This window comes from Bacillus sp. FSL R12-0074, assembly GCF_038005725.1.
Classification (GTDB): Bacteria; Bacillota; Bacilli; order Bacillales; family Bacillaceae_G; genus Bacillus_A; species Bacillus_A mycoides.
Genome location: NZ_JBBOTR010000001.1, coordinates 4990003 through 5005722, shown reverse-complemented (window position 1 = coordinate 5005722; position 15720 = coordinate 4990003). Strand labels below are relative to the sequence as shown.

The 15720-nt window shown below is 36.0% G+C and carries 11 protein-coding genes and 2 pseudogenes; 7 read left to right on the top strand and 6 right to left on the bottom strand.

The window, feature by feature from the left end; genetic code table 11:
- Window positions 1–10: 10 nt before the first annotated feature.
- Window positions 11–715: a chitin disaccharide deacetylase gene (chbG, locus tag NSS97_RS26185; protein ID WP_016127670.1), complete on the top strand. Its 705-nt coding sequence runs from the start codon at window positions 11–13 to the stop codon at window positions 713–715.
- A 41-nt stretch (window positions 716–756) separates the two neighbouring features.
- Here chbG and NSS97_RS26180 read toward each other — a convergent pair whose 3' ends face one another.
- The gene (locus tag NSS97_RS26180; protein ID WP_341114401.1) at window positions 757–1938 is read right to left on the bottom strand and encodes a chromate transporter; all 1182 of its coding nucleotides are present in this window, start codon (window positions 1936–1938) and stop codon (window positions 757–759) included.
- A 189-nt stretch (window positions 1939–2127) separates the two neighbouring features.
- Here NSS97_RS26180 and exsM point away from each other — a divergent pair, with 189 nt between their 5' ends.
- A complete protein-coding gene (exsM, locus tag NSS97_RS26175; protein ID WP_107887204.1) occupies window positions 2128–2541 on the top strand; it encodes an exosporium regulatory protein ExsM in 414 nt (137 codons plus the stop codon).
- Window positions 2542–2768: 227 nt separating this feature from the next.
- Here the strand turns inward: exsM and NSS97_RS26170 are convergent, their stop codons facing one another.
- The 3 genes from NSS97_RS26170 to NSS97_RS26160 all read right to left on the bottom strand — a co-directional run bounded on the left by NSS97_RS26170 (window position 2769) and on the right by NSS97_RS26160 (window position 7651).
- Complete coding sequence (locus NSS97_RS26170) at window positions 2769–5447, bottom strand: PRD domain-containing protein (RefSeq protein ID WP_107887205.1); 2679 nt, start codon at window positions 5445–5447, stop codon at window positions 2769–2771.
- A gap of 184 nt (window positions 5448–5631) precedes the next feature.
- Complete coding sequence (locus NSS97_RS26165; RefSeq protein ID WP_107887206.1) at window positions 5632–6369, bottom strand: polysaccharide deacetylase family protein; 738 nt, start codon at window positions 6367–6369, stop codon at window positions 5632–5634.
- Between the two features lie 208 nt (window positions 6370–6577).
- Complete coding sequence (locus tag NSS97_RS26160) at window positions 6578–7651, bottom strand: glycosyltransferase family 4 protein (protein WP_341114394.1); 1074 nt, start codon at window positions 7649–7651, stop codon at window positions 6578–6580.
- A 450-nt stretch (window positions 7652–8101) separates the two neighbouring features.
- On the opposite strand from NSS97_RS26160, the pseudogene NSS97_RS26155 reads away from it, so the two are divergent.
- Together NSS97_RS26155 and wecB are read left to right on the top strand one after the other, a co-directional pair.
- Window positions 8102–9470 (top strand): annotated as a pseudogene (locus tag NSS97_RS26155) (UDP-glucose dehydrogenase family protein).
- A gap of 75 nt (window positions 9471–9545) precedes the next feature.
- Complete coding sequence (gene wecB / locus NSS97_RS26150; protein WP_002034751.1) at window positions 9546–10661, top strand: non-hydrolyzing UDP-N-acetylglucosamine 2-epimerase; 1116 nt, start codon at window positions 9546–9548, stop codon at window positions 10659–10661.
- Window positions 10662–10714: 53 nt separating this feature from the next.
- On the opposite strand, the gene NSS97_RS26145 is transcribed toward wecB, so the two are convergent.
- Both NSS97_RS26145 and NSS97_RS26140 read right to left on the bottom strand, forming a co-directional pair.
- Window positions 10715–11842 (bottom strand): LCP family glycopolymer transferase, encoded by a 1128-nt coding sequence (locus tag NSS97_RS26145; RefSeq protein ID WP_107887207.1) that lies wholly within the window; start codon window positions 11840–11842, stop codon window positions 10715–10717.
- A gap of 74 nt (window positions 11843–11916) precedes the next feature.
- A complete protein-coding gene (locus NSS97_RS26140; RefSeq protein WP_107887208.1) occupies window positions 11917–12552 on the bottom strand; it encodes a YigZ family protein in 636 nt (211 codons plus the stop codon).
- 238 nt (window positions 12553–12790) lie between these two features.
- On the opposite strand from NSS97_RS26140, the gene NSS97_RS26135 reads away from it, so the two are divergent.
- From NSS97_RS26135 to NSS97_RS26125, 3 genes and pseudogenes are all read left to right on the top strand, one after another.
- Complete coding sequence (locus NSS97_RS26135; protein ID WP_107887209.1) at window positions 12791–13633, top strand: DegV family protein; 843 nt, start codon at window positions 12791–12793, stop codon at window positions 13631–13633.
- A 173-nt stretch (window positions 13634–13806) separates the two neighbouring features.
- Window positions 13807–14121 (top strand): winged helix-turn-helix transcriptional regulator, encoded by a 315-nt coding sequence (locus NSS97_RS26130; protein WP_002089608.1) that lies wholly within the window; start codon window positions 13807–13809, stop codon window positions 14119–14121.
- A 133-nt stretch (window positions 14122–14254) separates the two neighbouring features.
- Window positions 14255–15714: pseudogene (locus NSS97_RS26125) on the top strand (C40 family peptidase).
- The last annotated feature ends 6 nt before the right edge of the window (window positions 15715–15720 follow it).

The window sequence follows — 15720 nt, the reverse complement described above, 5'->3', positions numbered from 1 at the left end:
AGGTATTGCGATGATTAAACTAATTGTAAATGCAGATGATTTCGGTCTTACGGAAGGTACAAATTACGGAATTATTGATGGACATAAAAACGGGATTGTAAATTCAACGACGATGATGATGAATATGCCAGGGACAGAGCATGCCGTACGCTTAGCGAAAGAGTATAAAACGTTAGGAGTAGGAGTTCATCTCGTATTAACGGCAGGAGAACCGCTTCTTAAAGATGTTCCATCACTTGTAAGTAGCGATGGATTGTTTCATAAACAAAGTGTTGTATGGGAAGGAAATATAAATCCAGAAGAGGTAGAAAAAGAATGGACTGCTCAAATTGAGAAGTTTTTATCTTACGGATTAACACCAACTCATTTAGATAGTCATCATCACGTGCATGGATTACCGCTTTTACACGACGTTCTTGAGAGATTAGCAAGTAAATATAATGTTCCAATTCGTCGTTGTGAAGAAGAGCGAGCGGTGCGCCCATTTTCAGATGTGTTTTACAGTGACTTTTACGCTGACGGTGTGACGGAAGATTACTTTGTGCAGTTAAAAGAAAGAGTACAGGATGAGCAAACGGTAGAAATTATGGTGCATCCAGCTTATATTGACCCAGAGCTTGTGAAGCGTTCTTCTTACGTAATGGATCGCGTGAAAGAGTTGCGTATTTTAACGGAGAGCGAGTTGCCTGAGGGAATGGAGCTTGTGAAGTTTTAATAGAAAAAACGACGGCTAAATGGGGCCGTCGCTTTTTGTGCTTACAAAATGGATAAAACATATCCACCGAAGGCCCCGATTATAACGATAACCCAAGGTGGTGTTTTCCAAAAAGCGAGTAAGCAAAATAGGAGAGAAGCAAAAACGAAATCTACAGAATTCATAATTGTACTCGTCCAAATTGGATCATAAAAAGCTGCAAGTAAAATGCCGACAACGGCTGCGTTTACTCCAAGTAGTGCACCTTGTATGTAAGATACTCTCCTTACACTGTCCCAAAATGGTAAAACGCCAACAACGAGCAGGAAGGCAGGAAGAAAGATAGCGATCGTTGCAACAACTGCTCCAGCGGTTCCATTTAGCACTGCTCCTATATAAGAAGCGAATGTAAATAGTGGCCCTGGCACTGCTTGTGTTAATCCGTATCCAGCAAGAAATTGTTCTTTTGTCATCATCCCGTTTTGTACAAACTCACTTTCAAGGAGAGGAAGTACGACGTGCCCTCCGCCAAATACAAGTGCACCAGAGCGATAGAAGCTGTCAAATAAAGAGATGAAATAAGAGTATGGTCGTAACATCGGTAACAGTATTAATAGTCCGAAGAATAAGACGAGACAAGATATGGCTACCATTTTTGAAATAGGTACGTTTATTTTATGAGCTTGGCTAACTGGCCGGTCACGATATAAAAACCAACCGATGAAACCAGATACTATAATGAGAATTACTTGTGTCCAGCTACTTGGCCATAATAGGGCGATTGCGGCAGCTGCAATTGCGATTGTTGCACGGTTTCGGTCTGGTGTTAACTTTTGAGCCATTCCCCATATTGCATGAGCGACAATTGCGACCGCTACAAGTTTCAGTCCGTGAATCCAGCCAGTACTTCCAAGCTCGAATTGGTTAAGAAATGAAGCGAAGAAAACTAAAACGAGCACAGATGGGAGAGTGAATCCGATCCATGAAATAATGGCTCCTAATAATCCGCCGCGCAATAAGCCAACTCCCATACCGACTTGGCTGCTAGCAGGGCCAGGAAGGAATTGACATAGTGCTACTAAGTCTCCGTAACTTCGTTCATCCATCCATTTTCTTTTTTGCACGTATTCATGGTGGAAATAACCAAGATGGGCGACGGGACCACCAAATGAAGTAAGTCCTAATTTAAATGATACGAGAAAAATCTCTATTAATGATTGGAAAGAGTAGTTATTATTTTTCAAAATTTCCTCCTAGAATGTTTTTCTAAGTGCATTATACAAGAGGCAGTAAAGTGAATGAAATGATTTCTATGTAAAGATTTTGTGAATCTTTTAGTTGTAATTAAAATCTGAAAAAGTCATAAATGATTATGTCTAAACCATAAAGTAGTAGAAGTAGTGCTGGGAAACTTATATGAGGAGAATGCCCGTATGACAACACATTTCTTTGCTAGGTTAACAGGGAAGAGGGAAGTACCTCCTGTAAATACAGAAGCTTACGGTGTAACAGAGCTCATTTTTAGTGAAGATTTAAAGAAGTTGCAATATCGGGTCATATTAAAAAATATAAGAAAAATCACGTCATGCCAAATTCATTTAGGAAAAGCGAATCAAATTGGTCCAGTTATTTTAAGTTTGTTTGGTCCGTTAGAGCAAGGAATTAGTGTGAATGAAGGAGTCGTTACTGGTGTAGCTAGAGTAGAGGATTTTGAAGGGCCTCTACAGGGGAGAGCATTTGACAGCTTGTTTCAAGAGATAATGCAAGCAAATGTATATGTAAATGTTAATACGAAATCTAATAAAAAGGGAGAAATAAGGGGGAGAATAAGGGAAGTAAAGAAGTAAGCGAAAAGGCTGTCCAAAAAACATTTTGGAACAGCCTTTTCTGCTATAAGGTGCAAATTTTAGCGATTATTGTCAGTAAATCGATATATTTTGAAAATCGCTGATATAATCCGGGTTACGTCGATATATTTGAAAAATCGCTGATATAATCCGGGTTACGCCGATATATTTGAAAAATCGCTGATATAATTCGCGTTACGGTCGATATATTTAAAAAACTGCCTAGTTTAATTTTTTACAGGCTGATTTTTAATGAAGAAGTCCATTATATAAAATACTTCGTCATCTGGGATTTGTATTTCAAATGTATTTTCAATAGGTTGCAATGCTTTTTTCACTTTCATATACATCCAGTACTCATCTTGTCTTCGTTTCTCTTTATCAGGATGAGGGAGGAGACTTTCGCCTTTTTGAAGACGGTCAACCATGCAGCTCATATGCAAAATCACACCCATTAAACTGTCGGGAGTTAGCTGTAAAGAAATCAATTCTTGAATTGTATTTAATGCATAACGAATCGTTTTAATAAGTAATGCTCCATCGTTACGCTGCATTTGTTGTTCAAGAATATCAGCCATTTTTGCATAGGTTTCTTCATACGTAATCAATTCTTGAATTGGTTGAATAGCTGTGTAGTTCACAATGTCTTGGAAATGATATGTTAAGCAAGGTATTTGCATATCGAAATTCGTGACGATACAAATGATATTACGCTCTTTTTTTATGTTCTCAATCATTTTCGTTAAATCTTTTTCATGAACGATGCTAATCGGAATAATTTCAATTAAGTCTTTATCAAAGCGTAAATAGTTCTCTAACATTTTTTGAATTGCTAAAGCACTTCCTTCGCCGGTTAAACAAGCTGTTAAAATCACGGATTTCATTGGCGATAGTGGCTTTTTCTTTTCTTCCTGTACGTTTAAATAGAACGGCGTTAAGTTCTTCACTGTTTCGTATAGTGCATCTAATGAATAGCCAAGCTGAGCTTTTCGAGCTGCTTCTAGTGCGTGTGGTGTACTCGTCATGGAAAGAACACGTACAGGGATTTTGAATTCAGTTTCTAATATATCACCAATATAAGCGAGAGATCCCATATCAACAAGTAAGAGAAGCCCGTTTACATTTTGAAGTGTTTTCATATACACTTTAACACGCTCTAAGAAGTCTTTTGGTGATTCATGCAAGGGCATATCGATACCAGTTACTTCATCAATACCGAGAAGTTCGTTTGCAACGTTTGCCATTTCTGTTGCGATGCCATTACCGTGTGCTAATATTAATACTTTTACTTCTGTTTGTGAGGCAGGAATTGGATCAACAACGAAGAACATTGTTAAAAAGCCAGCTTCATCAATAGGTATTGTTATTTGTAATTCTTCTTCTAATAGCTGAATACATTGCATAGCTACGGAAAAAGCTTCTTTATATTTCGTACGAATTTGATTTAATTGTGGGTGGTGAATTTGTTTCCCGCCCTGTAAACGTTGTAGAGTTGTCTGTACATGTAAACTTAAAGCGAGAAATACTTTTTCATCGAAAGTTTTAGATAAATATTTTTCAGCTAGTTCCGCAATTTTTTCACATACGGAAACGATATTACGATCCACAATTTTAAAAACATTTTCATGACTTGTTTTTTTAGATATTTGGTTAAAGTATTGGACGAAAAAGCTTTGAATATCATTTTCTATTAGTAATTCTAATTCTTCCTCTTCAATGCCGCGTGCTTGAAGTTCTTCATATTTATAATCAATATAATCGTAAATAGAAGAGCGACTTCCTTCGGGTTTTATTGTATGTTTACTCCAACCTTCATCACCTGTAAATACAAATGTTTCATTTGGTATTTGATATAGATGACGGCTCTTTCTTTCAATAAATAATCCTTCTTTCATATACCAAGGTAAATCTGTACTTGAAACACAGACAGAATCACGTTTTTTTGTTACGAAATCAGAATAAGCTTTTGCACAGGCAATTTGTACGTCCGTTTTCAATTGGCCGATGTTATTTGGACAATTGTAAAAGACGAAAGCACGCATTGTATTTGGACTAACATGAATCTCTTTCCTTAGACGAATTGCTTCATTTGTGAAAAATAGCTGTAGTAAAGCAAACCGTTCTTTATGTGTTCGCTCACGAAGTGGTGGAAGCGTAACGGTCATCGGAATACGTCTTGTAAATGTTTTTAATAAAAATGAATTCGGTTCTTCGGTTGTTGCAGTAATAATCAATACTCGTGCCTTACGTTCATTTTCCGTTTCTCCAAGGCGGCGGTATACTCCGCGATCAATAAATGTGAAGAGCATCTCTTGTCCTTCTGGAGGAAGGCGATGTACTTCATCTAAGAAGAGGATTCCTTCATGTGCTTTTTCAATTAACCCTTTTTGATCACTGGCACCTGTGTAAGCTCCTTTTTTTATCCCAAATAACTGTCCAAGTAGTAGTTGTGGATTGTTTGCATAATCAGCACAGTTAAAGACGATAAAAGGTGCATCTTTTGGAAGTTGTTCCACTTCAATTGCGTATTCGTGCATTAAAGAAGCGAACATCGATTTTCCGACACCCGTTTCTCCAAGTAGTAAAGTATGCATACCGTTTGGAGGATAGAGAATAGAAGCTTTTGCTTTTTCAATTGCAATTTTTAGGCTTGTATTTTCAATAGCAAATGTATCTAATGAAGTGCCCTTTGTTGAATGCGTTTCCAATGAAGAGTTCGTTTCTATATAAAAACGGACAGGGCGTGTACTCGTTTTTAATAAACGATTATCTTTCACAAGCTTGTTTAAATCGCTACTAACATTTGCACGGTCTAACTGTAGAAGTGTAGCGATTTCTGATGCTGTTATACCTTCTGTATAATTCCCTTTTTGTATTGCGTTAAAAATGAGATCTATTCGTTTCATTTCTATTCACCTCGAAACTTCATCACTATTTAAAATTTTACACAAAAATGAGAAGTGTGGGAAGAGAAAAATAAAGTGAAACTTTAATCAGTGGGGTTTTTGTTCATTCCCACTGATTATTAGCCTTCACCAATTGCCCGTTAACGCGGGGTAAAACAGCTTTAGTACATAGGCACTAAAGCCGTTACAATCTTGTGTCTTTCCAAAAATTCACTTCGAGATGGGAAGATGGATTGTAGGGAAGTAGTTTATATCCTTGTGAGTGTAAATAATCAATTACTTTTGGGAGTATTTGCACTGTGACACTAGAATCATGCATTAAAATAACCTCTACTTGTTCATCGCTTTGATTTCGTACTCTTTCTAGTATTGCGGAAGGATTATCATAGCTTTTCCAGTCATATGTATCAATTGTCCAATCCCACATTTTATACTGGGCCGATACGAGTGCGTCACGGTAATTCTTTTTTAAGTAAGGCATGCTACCGTATGGGACCCGAACGAGATGTGTATTTAAATGTGTAACTTGCTGGACAATGCTTTGGGTTTGCTCCATTTCTGCAATTAAAACAGATGGATCGCCAGTATAAAGACGTTTTACATCATGCGACATACTATGGAGACCGATATAATGCCCATCTTTAATCAATCGCTCCATCGTTTTTTTATAATGTGGCACCTTTCCGCCAATAACGAAGAAAGTTGCTTTTCCGTTCTTCTCTTTTAAAATATTTAAAATTTGTGGTGTGTATTTATTTGGTCCGTCATCAAATGTTAAGTACGCAATTTTTGTTGTAGGGGAGGTAGTTTGAGTACTTTGGTAATCTTTTACTTGAATGTCTGTAGTAGCTTTTGTATTCGATGATGCGTACATAGTAATAGTTAAAAATAAAATTATACATTGAAGTAATCGCTTGATCATAACATTCACCCTCAGTTTGACAATCAAGATGTAAAAATGAAAATTTGATACTTTTTTCGTTATACGTATATCTTTCTCCAATAGAGGGACTCTCAAACAATCTATATTTTGGAAATGGGGAATAAGGATTAAAAAATAAAAAATAGCATCCTCTTATGAAAAGAGGATGCTATTTGAATATTTCATAAGAGTAAAGGCTATACTACAATTAGTCTTCGCGTTTTTTCACTTTTTTATAGAAGGAAATAATTGGTTTGTAACGTTCGTGTACAAGACCGATTACTTCAGCAATGATTTCTGTAAAGAAGATTAAAATGAAAAGAAGAATAATGGATAACCATAATGTTGCACTACTGAAAATAATTGCATTTACACTAAAGAAAATACCCAATGCGTAAATAATTAGTACCGTTTTACGATGAGAGAATCCCATTGCAAGTAAACGGTGATGTAAATGCGACTTATCAGGTGCTGAAATAGGCTTTTTATTTACGATACGGCGGATAATTGCAAACGTCGTATCAAATATAGGTACACCTAAAATAATAATTGGAACGATAAAGCTGAATAACGTTACGCTTTTGTATAATCCAAGTAACGATATAACAGAAATACAGTATCCTAAAAATAGTGCTCCTGTATCTCCCATGAAAATTTTTGCTGGATGGAAGTTGTAGAATAAAAATCCAATTGTACTTGCTAATGTAATCAGTGCTAGAGGTAATATAATAGCTGCTCCAGTACCCCATGGGCTAGTGAAGGCCATATATGCTAGCGTTGCAAGTACGATAGATGAAATCCCTGCGGATAATCCATCTAATCCATCAATTAAGTTGATGGCATTTGTAATACCTACAATCCAAAATACAGTAATTGGATAAGCAAGCCATCCGAGTTCAGTATCTCCAATAATTGGAATATATAATACTTGCACTAATAATCCACTTTTTACAATCATGATGGCAACTAATAGTTGTCCACCGAATTTTACCCTCGCAGATAGTTCGTACATATCATCTAAAATCCCAATGATAACAATGATGATAGCACCTAAAGTTATCGATAACATTCTTTGTTCGTACAATCCACCGACAACAAATCCTACGGCTACACCGATGAAAATTGCTAACCCGCCAAGACGAGGCATAATTTTTTGGTGTACTTTACGCGCATTTGGCTTGTCTGTTGCTCCTATTTTGAAAGCTAATTTAATAACTAAAGGAGTAACGACGAGTACAGTGATGAAAGATGCCAAAATGGCATAAATCACTTGTGAGTCCATTAATACCCCACCCTTTATAGTTTAACGTAATTTTTTCAATCGTATTTATCTGAAAATTATGATGTTTATTTACAGGCTCATAACATATGGTATCACAAAAAGATTAGAATTCAATCTTTTTTTCTTTTGGCTGTAAAGGGGAGTGAATAGAATATATGACAATTGGATATGGAATGTTGTGTCCTTTGAGAAGATTGATCTCATATTGTGGCTTGTAATATGACATTGTACTCCCCTCTCATATAGCGATGACTTTTGTTTCAGTATTATAAGTGTTGCACGTAAAATGAGTAAGTTCCGTGTTAAATTGTGGGAATTTACATTTTGTATATATTGCATCATTTAACTTTACAAAATCTTAAAAAATAATAAAAAAACGATTCATATAATAAAGAAGTGAAAGAGTTTTCTCATTCTTAGTGTGAGAGGGGGAAGCACAGGGGGAGTTCTATGTATTCGTATATTTTCTTATGTATATTCCTGTGCGAAAAAAATGAAAATTACGATAATAGGTACCGGATATGTTGGATTGATTACAGGAGTAGGATTGGCGAGATTGGGACATTCAGTCACATGTTTCGATATAAATAGTGGGAAAATTGAACGGATTAAACAAGGCGAGTTACCTATTTATGAATGTGGATTAAATGAATTAATAAATGAAGCATACGAGAATAATCATTTAACTTTTACAGCAAGTAAATCAGCGGCATTTAATGATGTAGAGTTTATATTTATTGCAGTTGGAACGCCATCTTTATTAGATGGAACAGCAGATTTAACGTATATTCGTAGCGCTTGTGATGATATTGGAACATATGTGAATAACGATATTATTGTTGTTACGAAAAGTACGGTTCCTGTAGGGACAAATGATGTAATGAGAGAATGGATTGAGGATAAACTACAAGGTAGACATGAATTATATATTGTATCGAATCCAGAGTTTTTAAGAGAAGGTTCTGGTATTTATGATTTTTTTCAGGGTGATCGTATCGTAATTGGAGCATGTAGTGAAGAAAAAGCAAGGAAAGTAGAGAATTTGTACAGTAAATTAAGCTTACAAACGTATATTACAGATATTCGAAGTGCTGAGATGATTAAATATGCATCTAATGCTTTTTTAGCTACGAAGATTAGTTTTATTAATGAAATTTCTAATATATGTGAGCAAGTGGGTGCAGATATAGTAGATGTAGCTACAGGGATGGGGATGGATAAGAGAATTGGTGCATCTTTTTTAAATGCAGGCATCGGATATGGAGGATCTTGTTTTCCAAAAGATACGAAAGCACTTGTGCAAATTGCAGGGAATGTTTCTCATGATTTTCGCTTGTTGAAAGCGGTCATTGAAGTGAATAATAAACAACAGTTGTTGTTAGTTGAAAAAGCGAAGAAAATTATAGATATGAAGAAGAAGCGAATTGCGGTTCTTGGTGCAGCATTCAAACCGAATACTGACGATATTAGGGAAGCGCCATCTCTTATTATAATAGAAGAATTAATTAATATGGGTGCGGATGTGGTTTTATATGACCCGCAAGCTATTCAAAATGTAAGAAGTTTATTTGGAAATACGATACGGTACGCTGAGTGTATAGATGAATCGATTAGAGAGGCGCATGCAGTTTTTATCGTAACAGAATGGGAATCAATTCGAAATTATCCGCTCGAAAAGTATGCACAGCTTATGAGGGAATCTATTCTATTTGATGGGAGAAATTGTTATACTAATGAGGATGCCGAGAAGCATGGATTAGATTATTACTCAGTTGGGCGAAAAGACGTCTGTAATAGTAATGTTTCTCAGGCGCGTTAAAAAATGTATTTTCACATGCATATTTTTATATGCGATAATAGAAGTTTTAACTAGTGAAAGAAAAGAGGCAATGAAATGACTGAACGTTTAAAAGTAATGACAATTTTCGGGACACGACCAGAAGCTATTAAAATGGCACCTCTTGTATTAGAGTTGCAAAAGCACCCAGAAAAGATTGAATCAATTGTGACTGTAACAGCACAACACCGTCAAATGTTAGATCAAGTATTAAATATCTTTGGAATTACGCCAGATTTCGATTTGAATATCATGAAAGATCGTCAAACGTTAATCGATATTACAACACGTGGTTTAGAAGGTTTAGATAAAGTAATGAAAGAAGCGAAGCCTGATATCGTACTTGTGCATGGTGATACAACGACGACATTTATTGCAAGCTTAGCTGCTTTCTATAATCAAATTCCAGTAGGACATGTTGAAGCAGGACTTCGTACATGGGATAAGTATTCTCCATATCCAGAAGAGATGAATCGCCAACTAACAGGTGTAATGGCGGATCTTCATTTCTCACCTACAACAAAATCAGCAACGAACTTACAAAAAGAAAATAAAGATGAGTCACGCATTTTCGTAACAGGAAATACAGCGATCGATGCACTGAAGACAACTGTAAAAGAAACTTATAGCCATTCGGTGTTAGAGAAACTTGGAAATGATCGTCTTGTACTTATGACAGCACACCGTCGTGAAAATTTAGGAGAACCAATGCGCAATATGTTCCGTGCAATTAAGCGTCTTGTTGATAAGCACGAAGATGTACAAGTTGTATACCCTGTTCATATGAATCCTGTTGTTCGCGAAATAGCGAATGATATTTTAGGCGAGCATAGTCGTATTCATTTAATTGAGCCGTTAGATGTAATTGATTTCCATAACGTTGCAGCTCGTTCATACTTAATGTTAACTGATTCTGGTGGTGTACAAGAGGAAGCACCATCACTAGGTGTGCCAGTCCTTGTCCTTCGTGATACGACGGAACGCCCAGAAGGTATCGAAGCAGGTACGTTGAAATTAGCAGGAACAGATGAAGAGACAATCTTTGGTCTTGCTGATGAGTTGTTATCTGATAAAGAAGCTCATGATAAGATGACGAAAGCATCTAACCCTTACGGTGATGGCCGTGCGTCTGAGCGTATTGTAGAAGCGATTTTACAACACTTTAAGAAGTAACAACAATTGCGTGAAATAAAAAGAGCCAAATCGTATACGATTTGGCTCTTTTTTTATTCATGATTCCTCATAATCCACTCTGCATGAGCATTTGTAGAAGGGGGAGGAGGCGGTGGTGTTTTGTTCTCACTCGGCTCCTTCTTTGCTTTTGCGCTGGAGTTAGAATTTGAATCGGAATTTGTATTCTCATTTTTCGTAGTCTCTGTTGGAACTTTTGCTTTTTCTCCTATTTCCTTTTCAATTTCGTTACGTACAGTCTCTACACTGATTGGATCTGGAAGGAAGTAATAAATACCGCCAATTTTTCTGTCTTCTCCTTCAAGTTTTAACGTTTGTATTGTAGAAGGGTCGAATCCAGAGATTTTATTGTAAAGAGCAAGTCCGTCTGAAATAGGAATATCGGTTTTTATATATTTTCCAACTACCTTTGTTAAATCTTTAATTTTAAATACGGTAGAAGCAGAGTTTAGCTTTTGGGCAACAGCAGCCAGTACTTGTCTTTGTCTAGCAGCTCGACCATAATCACCGTTAGGATCTTGCTTTCGCATACGGACGTATGCGAGTGCTTCTTCACCATTTAAGTTCTGTTGACCTTGTTTAAATTGGATTTTTTTATAGTAATCCACGTCAGAGCGTTCCCAGAAATCGAAGGGGACATCAACGGTAATACCGTCAACAGCATCAACGATACCTTTAAATCCTTGGAAATCAATTTTAATATAATGATCAACAGGAACTTTTAAAAACTCTTCGACGGTGTCGATTGCCATTTTTTCTCCACCGTAAGCATGGGCAGCGTTAATTTTGTCTTCTTTATTTTTGCCAACAATCTTAACACGAGAATCGCGTGGGATACTCATAAGTGAAACCTTTTTTGAGTTTGGATTAACTGTCGCGAACATGAGTGAATCTGTTCTGCCGTTTTGACCATCTGTTGCGTAATCCTCAATACCCATAATTAGTATTGTGAAAGGTTTTTTTGTGATTTCCACATCTTCTGCTCGTAATTTAGATTTTTCACGGCTAAATCCACTGTACATCCCCATGAGAGAAGTGTAGGAATTTAACATATAAAGTCCTACGCTACCAAATAAAAATACGAAAATAAGAAAGAAGAAAAACTTTCTTCTACGTTTCTTTTTTATTCGGCTATTTTGGAGATGATAATAACGTTCTTCCATATATAATCTCCTTAGTTCATTTGTAGGGAATTAATTCACTACATTAATCTTTAAAGGTGAGACGTTAGCTATTCTTAGATAACACCTTGTTCTAAGTACAACATATCTCCTTCTTTAATTGTACACTTCCCGTTTGTTAATTCAATCATCCAATCTGTAAATGTTTGTTTTCGATTTTCTTCTACATACGTATCGAATGTGACGTTTTCTAGATAATGTATATCTTTAATGTTATATTCTGAATTACGTAATTCATTTTCAACTTTGCCAAGCAATGTGTAATCAATTTCTGTTTCCATAACGCGCATTAGTTTTCGCTCAACAACGCCTACGTGATTAAGTCCTTCACTTGTACATTTTCCATATGCGCGAATTAATCCACCAGCACCAAGTTTAATGCCACCAAAATAGCGCGTGGCGACAACGACAGTATCCTTTAGACCTCGCTTTTTTAATACTTCTAACATAGGTACACCAGCTGTGCCGCTCGGTTCGCCGTCATCGTTTGCCTTTTGAATTTGATCTTGTTCACCGATTAAATATGCGGAACAATTATGTGTTGCATTCCAATGCTGTTTTTTTATTTTTTGTATAAATGCTTGAGCTTCCTCTTCCGTTGTGGCGCGATTCACATAGCAAATGAATCTTGATTTTTGAATCACAATTTCGTGCTCTCCATAGCCTTTGATTGTTAAATATTGTAATAACAATGGTATACGCCCCTATCTTTCAAAATAACTAGTACTTTACATTTTAAAAGCGAGCGTTTTTATATTCAAACATTTTTTACAAATATGTTGAAATTTTTGGTGAGTATTTTATCTTTTTGTTGTAATTTGTCGAGCGAGTGATTGTAGTTTCTAGCCGGCATTTTTATGTATGGATGCACCTTTTCTAGTTTTCGTGTAAAATTAGGGGATAAAAATTTTTTATAAGGCAGGTACGAAAATGAAAACAGCTATTGTTACCGATAGTACAGCATATATACCGAAGCATATTCGTGACGAACTCAATATATATATGATCCCATTAAACGTTGTGTTTGGAACGGAATCTTATCAAGAAGAGGCTGAAGTTTCAGCAAATGATTTTTATATAAAAGTACGTGAACAAGAAGAACTTCCGAAAACTTCGCAACCAGCAATTGGAAAGTTTTTAGAGTTATATGAAGAGTTATCTAAAGAATATGATGCAGTTATTAGCATTCACCTTTCCAGTGGAATTAGTGGTACATATCAAACAGCAACGGCAGCTGGACAGATGGTAGATGGTATTGATGTATATACGTACGACTCTGAAATTAGTTGTGAAGTACAAGGGTTTTACGTGCGTGAAGGGGCGGAATTAGTAAGTGAAGGGAAAGCCCCAGAAGAGATTATCGCTCGCTTTGATGAAATGAAGCAAACGATGGATGCTTATTTTGTAGTGGATGATTTACATCATTTACAACGTGGTGGAAGATTAAATAGTGCACAAGCTTTCATTGGTAGTTTGTTACAAGTAAAACCAGTATTATACTTTAGAGATAAAGTAATTATTCCATTCGAAAAAATTCGTACGCGTAAAAAAGCGTTAAAGCGTATCGTTGAAATCTTTGATGAGCAGGCAAATAAAGGTGTGCCTATGGAAGCTGTTATTATTCATGCGAATCGTGAAGAGGAAGCTAATGAATGGAAACAAGAATTAGAAGAGATATACCCTCATGTTACAATTCGTACGAGTTATTTCGGAGCTGTAATTGGGACGCATTTAGGTGAAGGTGCGCTTGGTTTAGGTTGGTATACGAAGTGATAAAGATATAAAAGCTCTCTTACTTGAAGAGGGTTTTTTCACGGGTATTTTACGGAGATTTGACAAGTTAATATTTGGAAATGGTAAAATGTACGTAAAATTAAATAATGAGGAAAGTTTTATTACTTACTTTTTACAAGAAACTATTTTATAATAGAAGAGAGGTGAAACATATGGAGCATAATTCTTGTTTATGTCCAAAGTTTGAGTCAGCTTTTACAATGCTTAGTAAGAAATGGACTGGCTTAATTATTAAATCTTTGCTCGAAGAGCCGAAACGTTTCAGAGAAATCGCAGATATTATACCGAATATGAGCGATCGTATGTTGTCAGAACGTTTAAAGGAATTAGAAGGCGAAGGTATTGTAGTTCGTAATGTTTATCCAGAAGTACCAGTTAGAATCGAGTACGGTGTAACTGATAAAGGGAAAGCGTTGGAAAGTGTTATGGATGAGGTCCAAAATTGGGCTGAGAAATGGATGAAGTAACGTTTCTATTTCATTCATATTGGAGTATTTTCAAAACGTAAGGGGTTCCCTTACGTTTTTTTTCAATCCTATAAAAAACGGTGTAAGGCTCTTAAAATTCTACATATATATACAAATTTAGATATACTTTGCTATAGAGATAAATGTAATATTACATTTATTTTACAAAACCGTAACATTAGCAAAAAAACTCCCGAATTATGGTATAAATTTTAATAGGTTATATACGGAAAATGAAAAAAAGAAAGCGGTGTAAAAAATAAAATGAAAAAGCTAAAAATGGCATCTTGCGCATTAGTTGCAGGGTTAATGTTTTCTGGGCTAACACCAAATGTATTTGCAGAAGATAAAATTTCTGACGTGAAATCACAAATTAACACACAAAATGATACTTTACATAAACAACAACTAGAACGTGATGAATTACAAAAACAAATGAATGACTTAAACAAAACAATCCAAGGTTTGGATAAGTCTGTTCAAGAGAACGCTTCAAAACTTGATGAAACAACAAAAAAAGTTTCTGATACTGAGCAATTAATCGAAAATAAAAATAAAAATATTGCAGAACTACAAACAAAGATTGCAAAACGTGAAGAGTTATTAAGAAAACGTTTAGTTGCACTACAAGAACAGCCAAATACGAACATTGTAACAGAAGTTCTTGTAAACTCTAAAAACGTTGCAGATTTAGTTGATCGTTTAGCTTCTGTGTCTAAAATTATGGAATCTGACGAAGATATCATGAAAACACAACAAGAAGATCAAACGAACGTGAAAAAAGATGTTGAGACAGTAAAAGAAAAACAAAAAGAATTAAAAGAAGCACAAGCTCAAATTGAAACTGCTAAGAAAGAACTTGACGTTGAAAAAGAGAAAAAAGCAACAGCAGTAAACGATTTAAGTGGTAAAATGGATACAGTTGTAACTACAATGACAAGTACGGAAGGTCAATTGAAAGAGCTTGAACAACAGGCATTAAAATTACAACAAATCGCTGAAAAAGAAGCGCAAGAAAAAGCGGCACAAGAAGCTGCTGCTCAAAAACAAGCAGAGCAAGCTGCTAAAGAAGCACAAGCTCAACAAGCTGCACCAGCGCAAGCGCCTGCAGAACAAGCTGCTCCAGCAAACAATGCTGGACAAGCTCAAAAAGAAGAGCCTAAAAAAGAAGAAGCGAAAAAGCCAACTCCAACTCCAACTCCAACTCCAGTTCCAGTTCCGGATACTCAAGGTGGCAGACAGGATGTTGTTGAAAAAGCTAGAGGTTTAGTGGGCCTAAAATATGTATGGGGTAGTGCGTCAATTTCAAATGGTGGTTTTGACTGCAGTGGACTAATCTCTTATGTTTACGGTTTAGGTCGTCAAGATACAAGAAGCTTATGGAGCTCTGTACAAAAAATTAGTGCATCTGAAGCGAAGCCAGGAGATCTTATCTTCTTACAAGGTACTTACAGAGAAGGCGTATCTCACGTTGGAATTTACATTGGTGGCGGTCAAATAATTCATGCTGCTGATGAGTCAACAGGTGTTACTTACGGTAGTGTAAATAGCTCTTACAACCAAAAACATTTCTTAGGTTACGGTAGATTATAGGATTTA

Bases quoted from the DNA above. Each gene is read 5' to 3' on its own strand.
- chbG (WP_016127670.1), top strand. From the start codon at position 11: ATGATTAAACTAATTGTAAATGCAGATGATTTCGGTCTTACGGAAGGT.
- exsM (WP_107887204.1), top strand. From the start codon at position 2,128: ATGACAACACATTTCTTTGCTAGGTTAACAGGGAAGAGGGAAGTACCT.
- NSS97_RS26170 (WP_107887205.1), bottom strand. From the start codon at position 5,447: ATGAAACGAATAGATCTCATTTTTAACGCAATACAAAAAGGGAATTAT.
- NSS97_RS26165 (WP_107887206.1), bottom strand. From the start codon at position 6,369: ATGATCAAGCGATTACTTCAATGTATAATTTTATTTTTAACTATTACT.
- NSS97_RS26160 (WP_341114394.1), bottom strand. From the start codon at position 7,651: ATGGACTCACAAGTGATTTATGCCATTTTGGCATCTTTCATCACTGTA.
- wecB (WP_002034751.1), top strand. From the start codon at position 9,546: ATGACTGAACGTTTAAAAGTAATGACAATTTTCGGGACACGACCAGAA.
- NSS97_RS26145 (WP_107887207.1), bottom strand. From the start codon at position 11,842: ATGGAAGAACGTTATTATCATCTCCAAAATAGCCGAATAAAAAAGAAA.
- NSS97_RS26135 (WP_107887209.1), top strand. From the start codon at position 12,791: ATGAAAACAGCTATTGTTACCGATAGTACAGCATATATACCGAAGCAT.
- NSS97_RS26130 (WP_002089608.1), top strand. From the start codon at position 13,807: ATGGAGCATAATTCTTGTTTATGTCCAAAGTTTGAGTCAGCTTTTACA.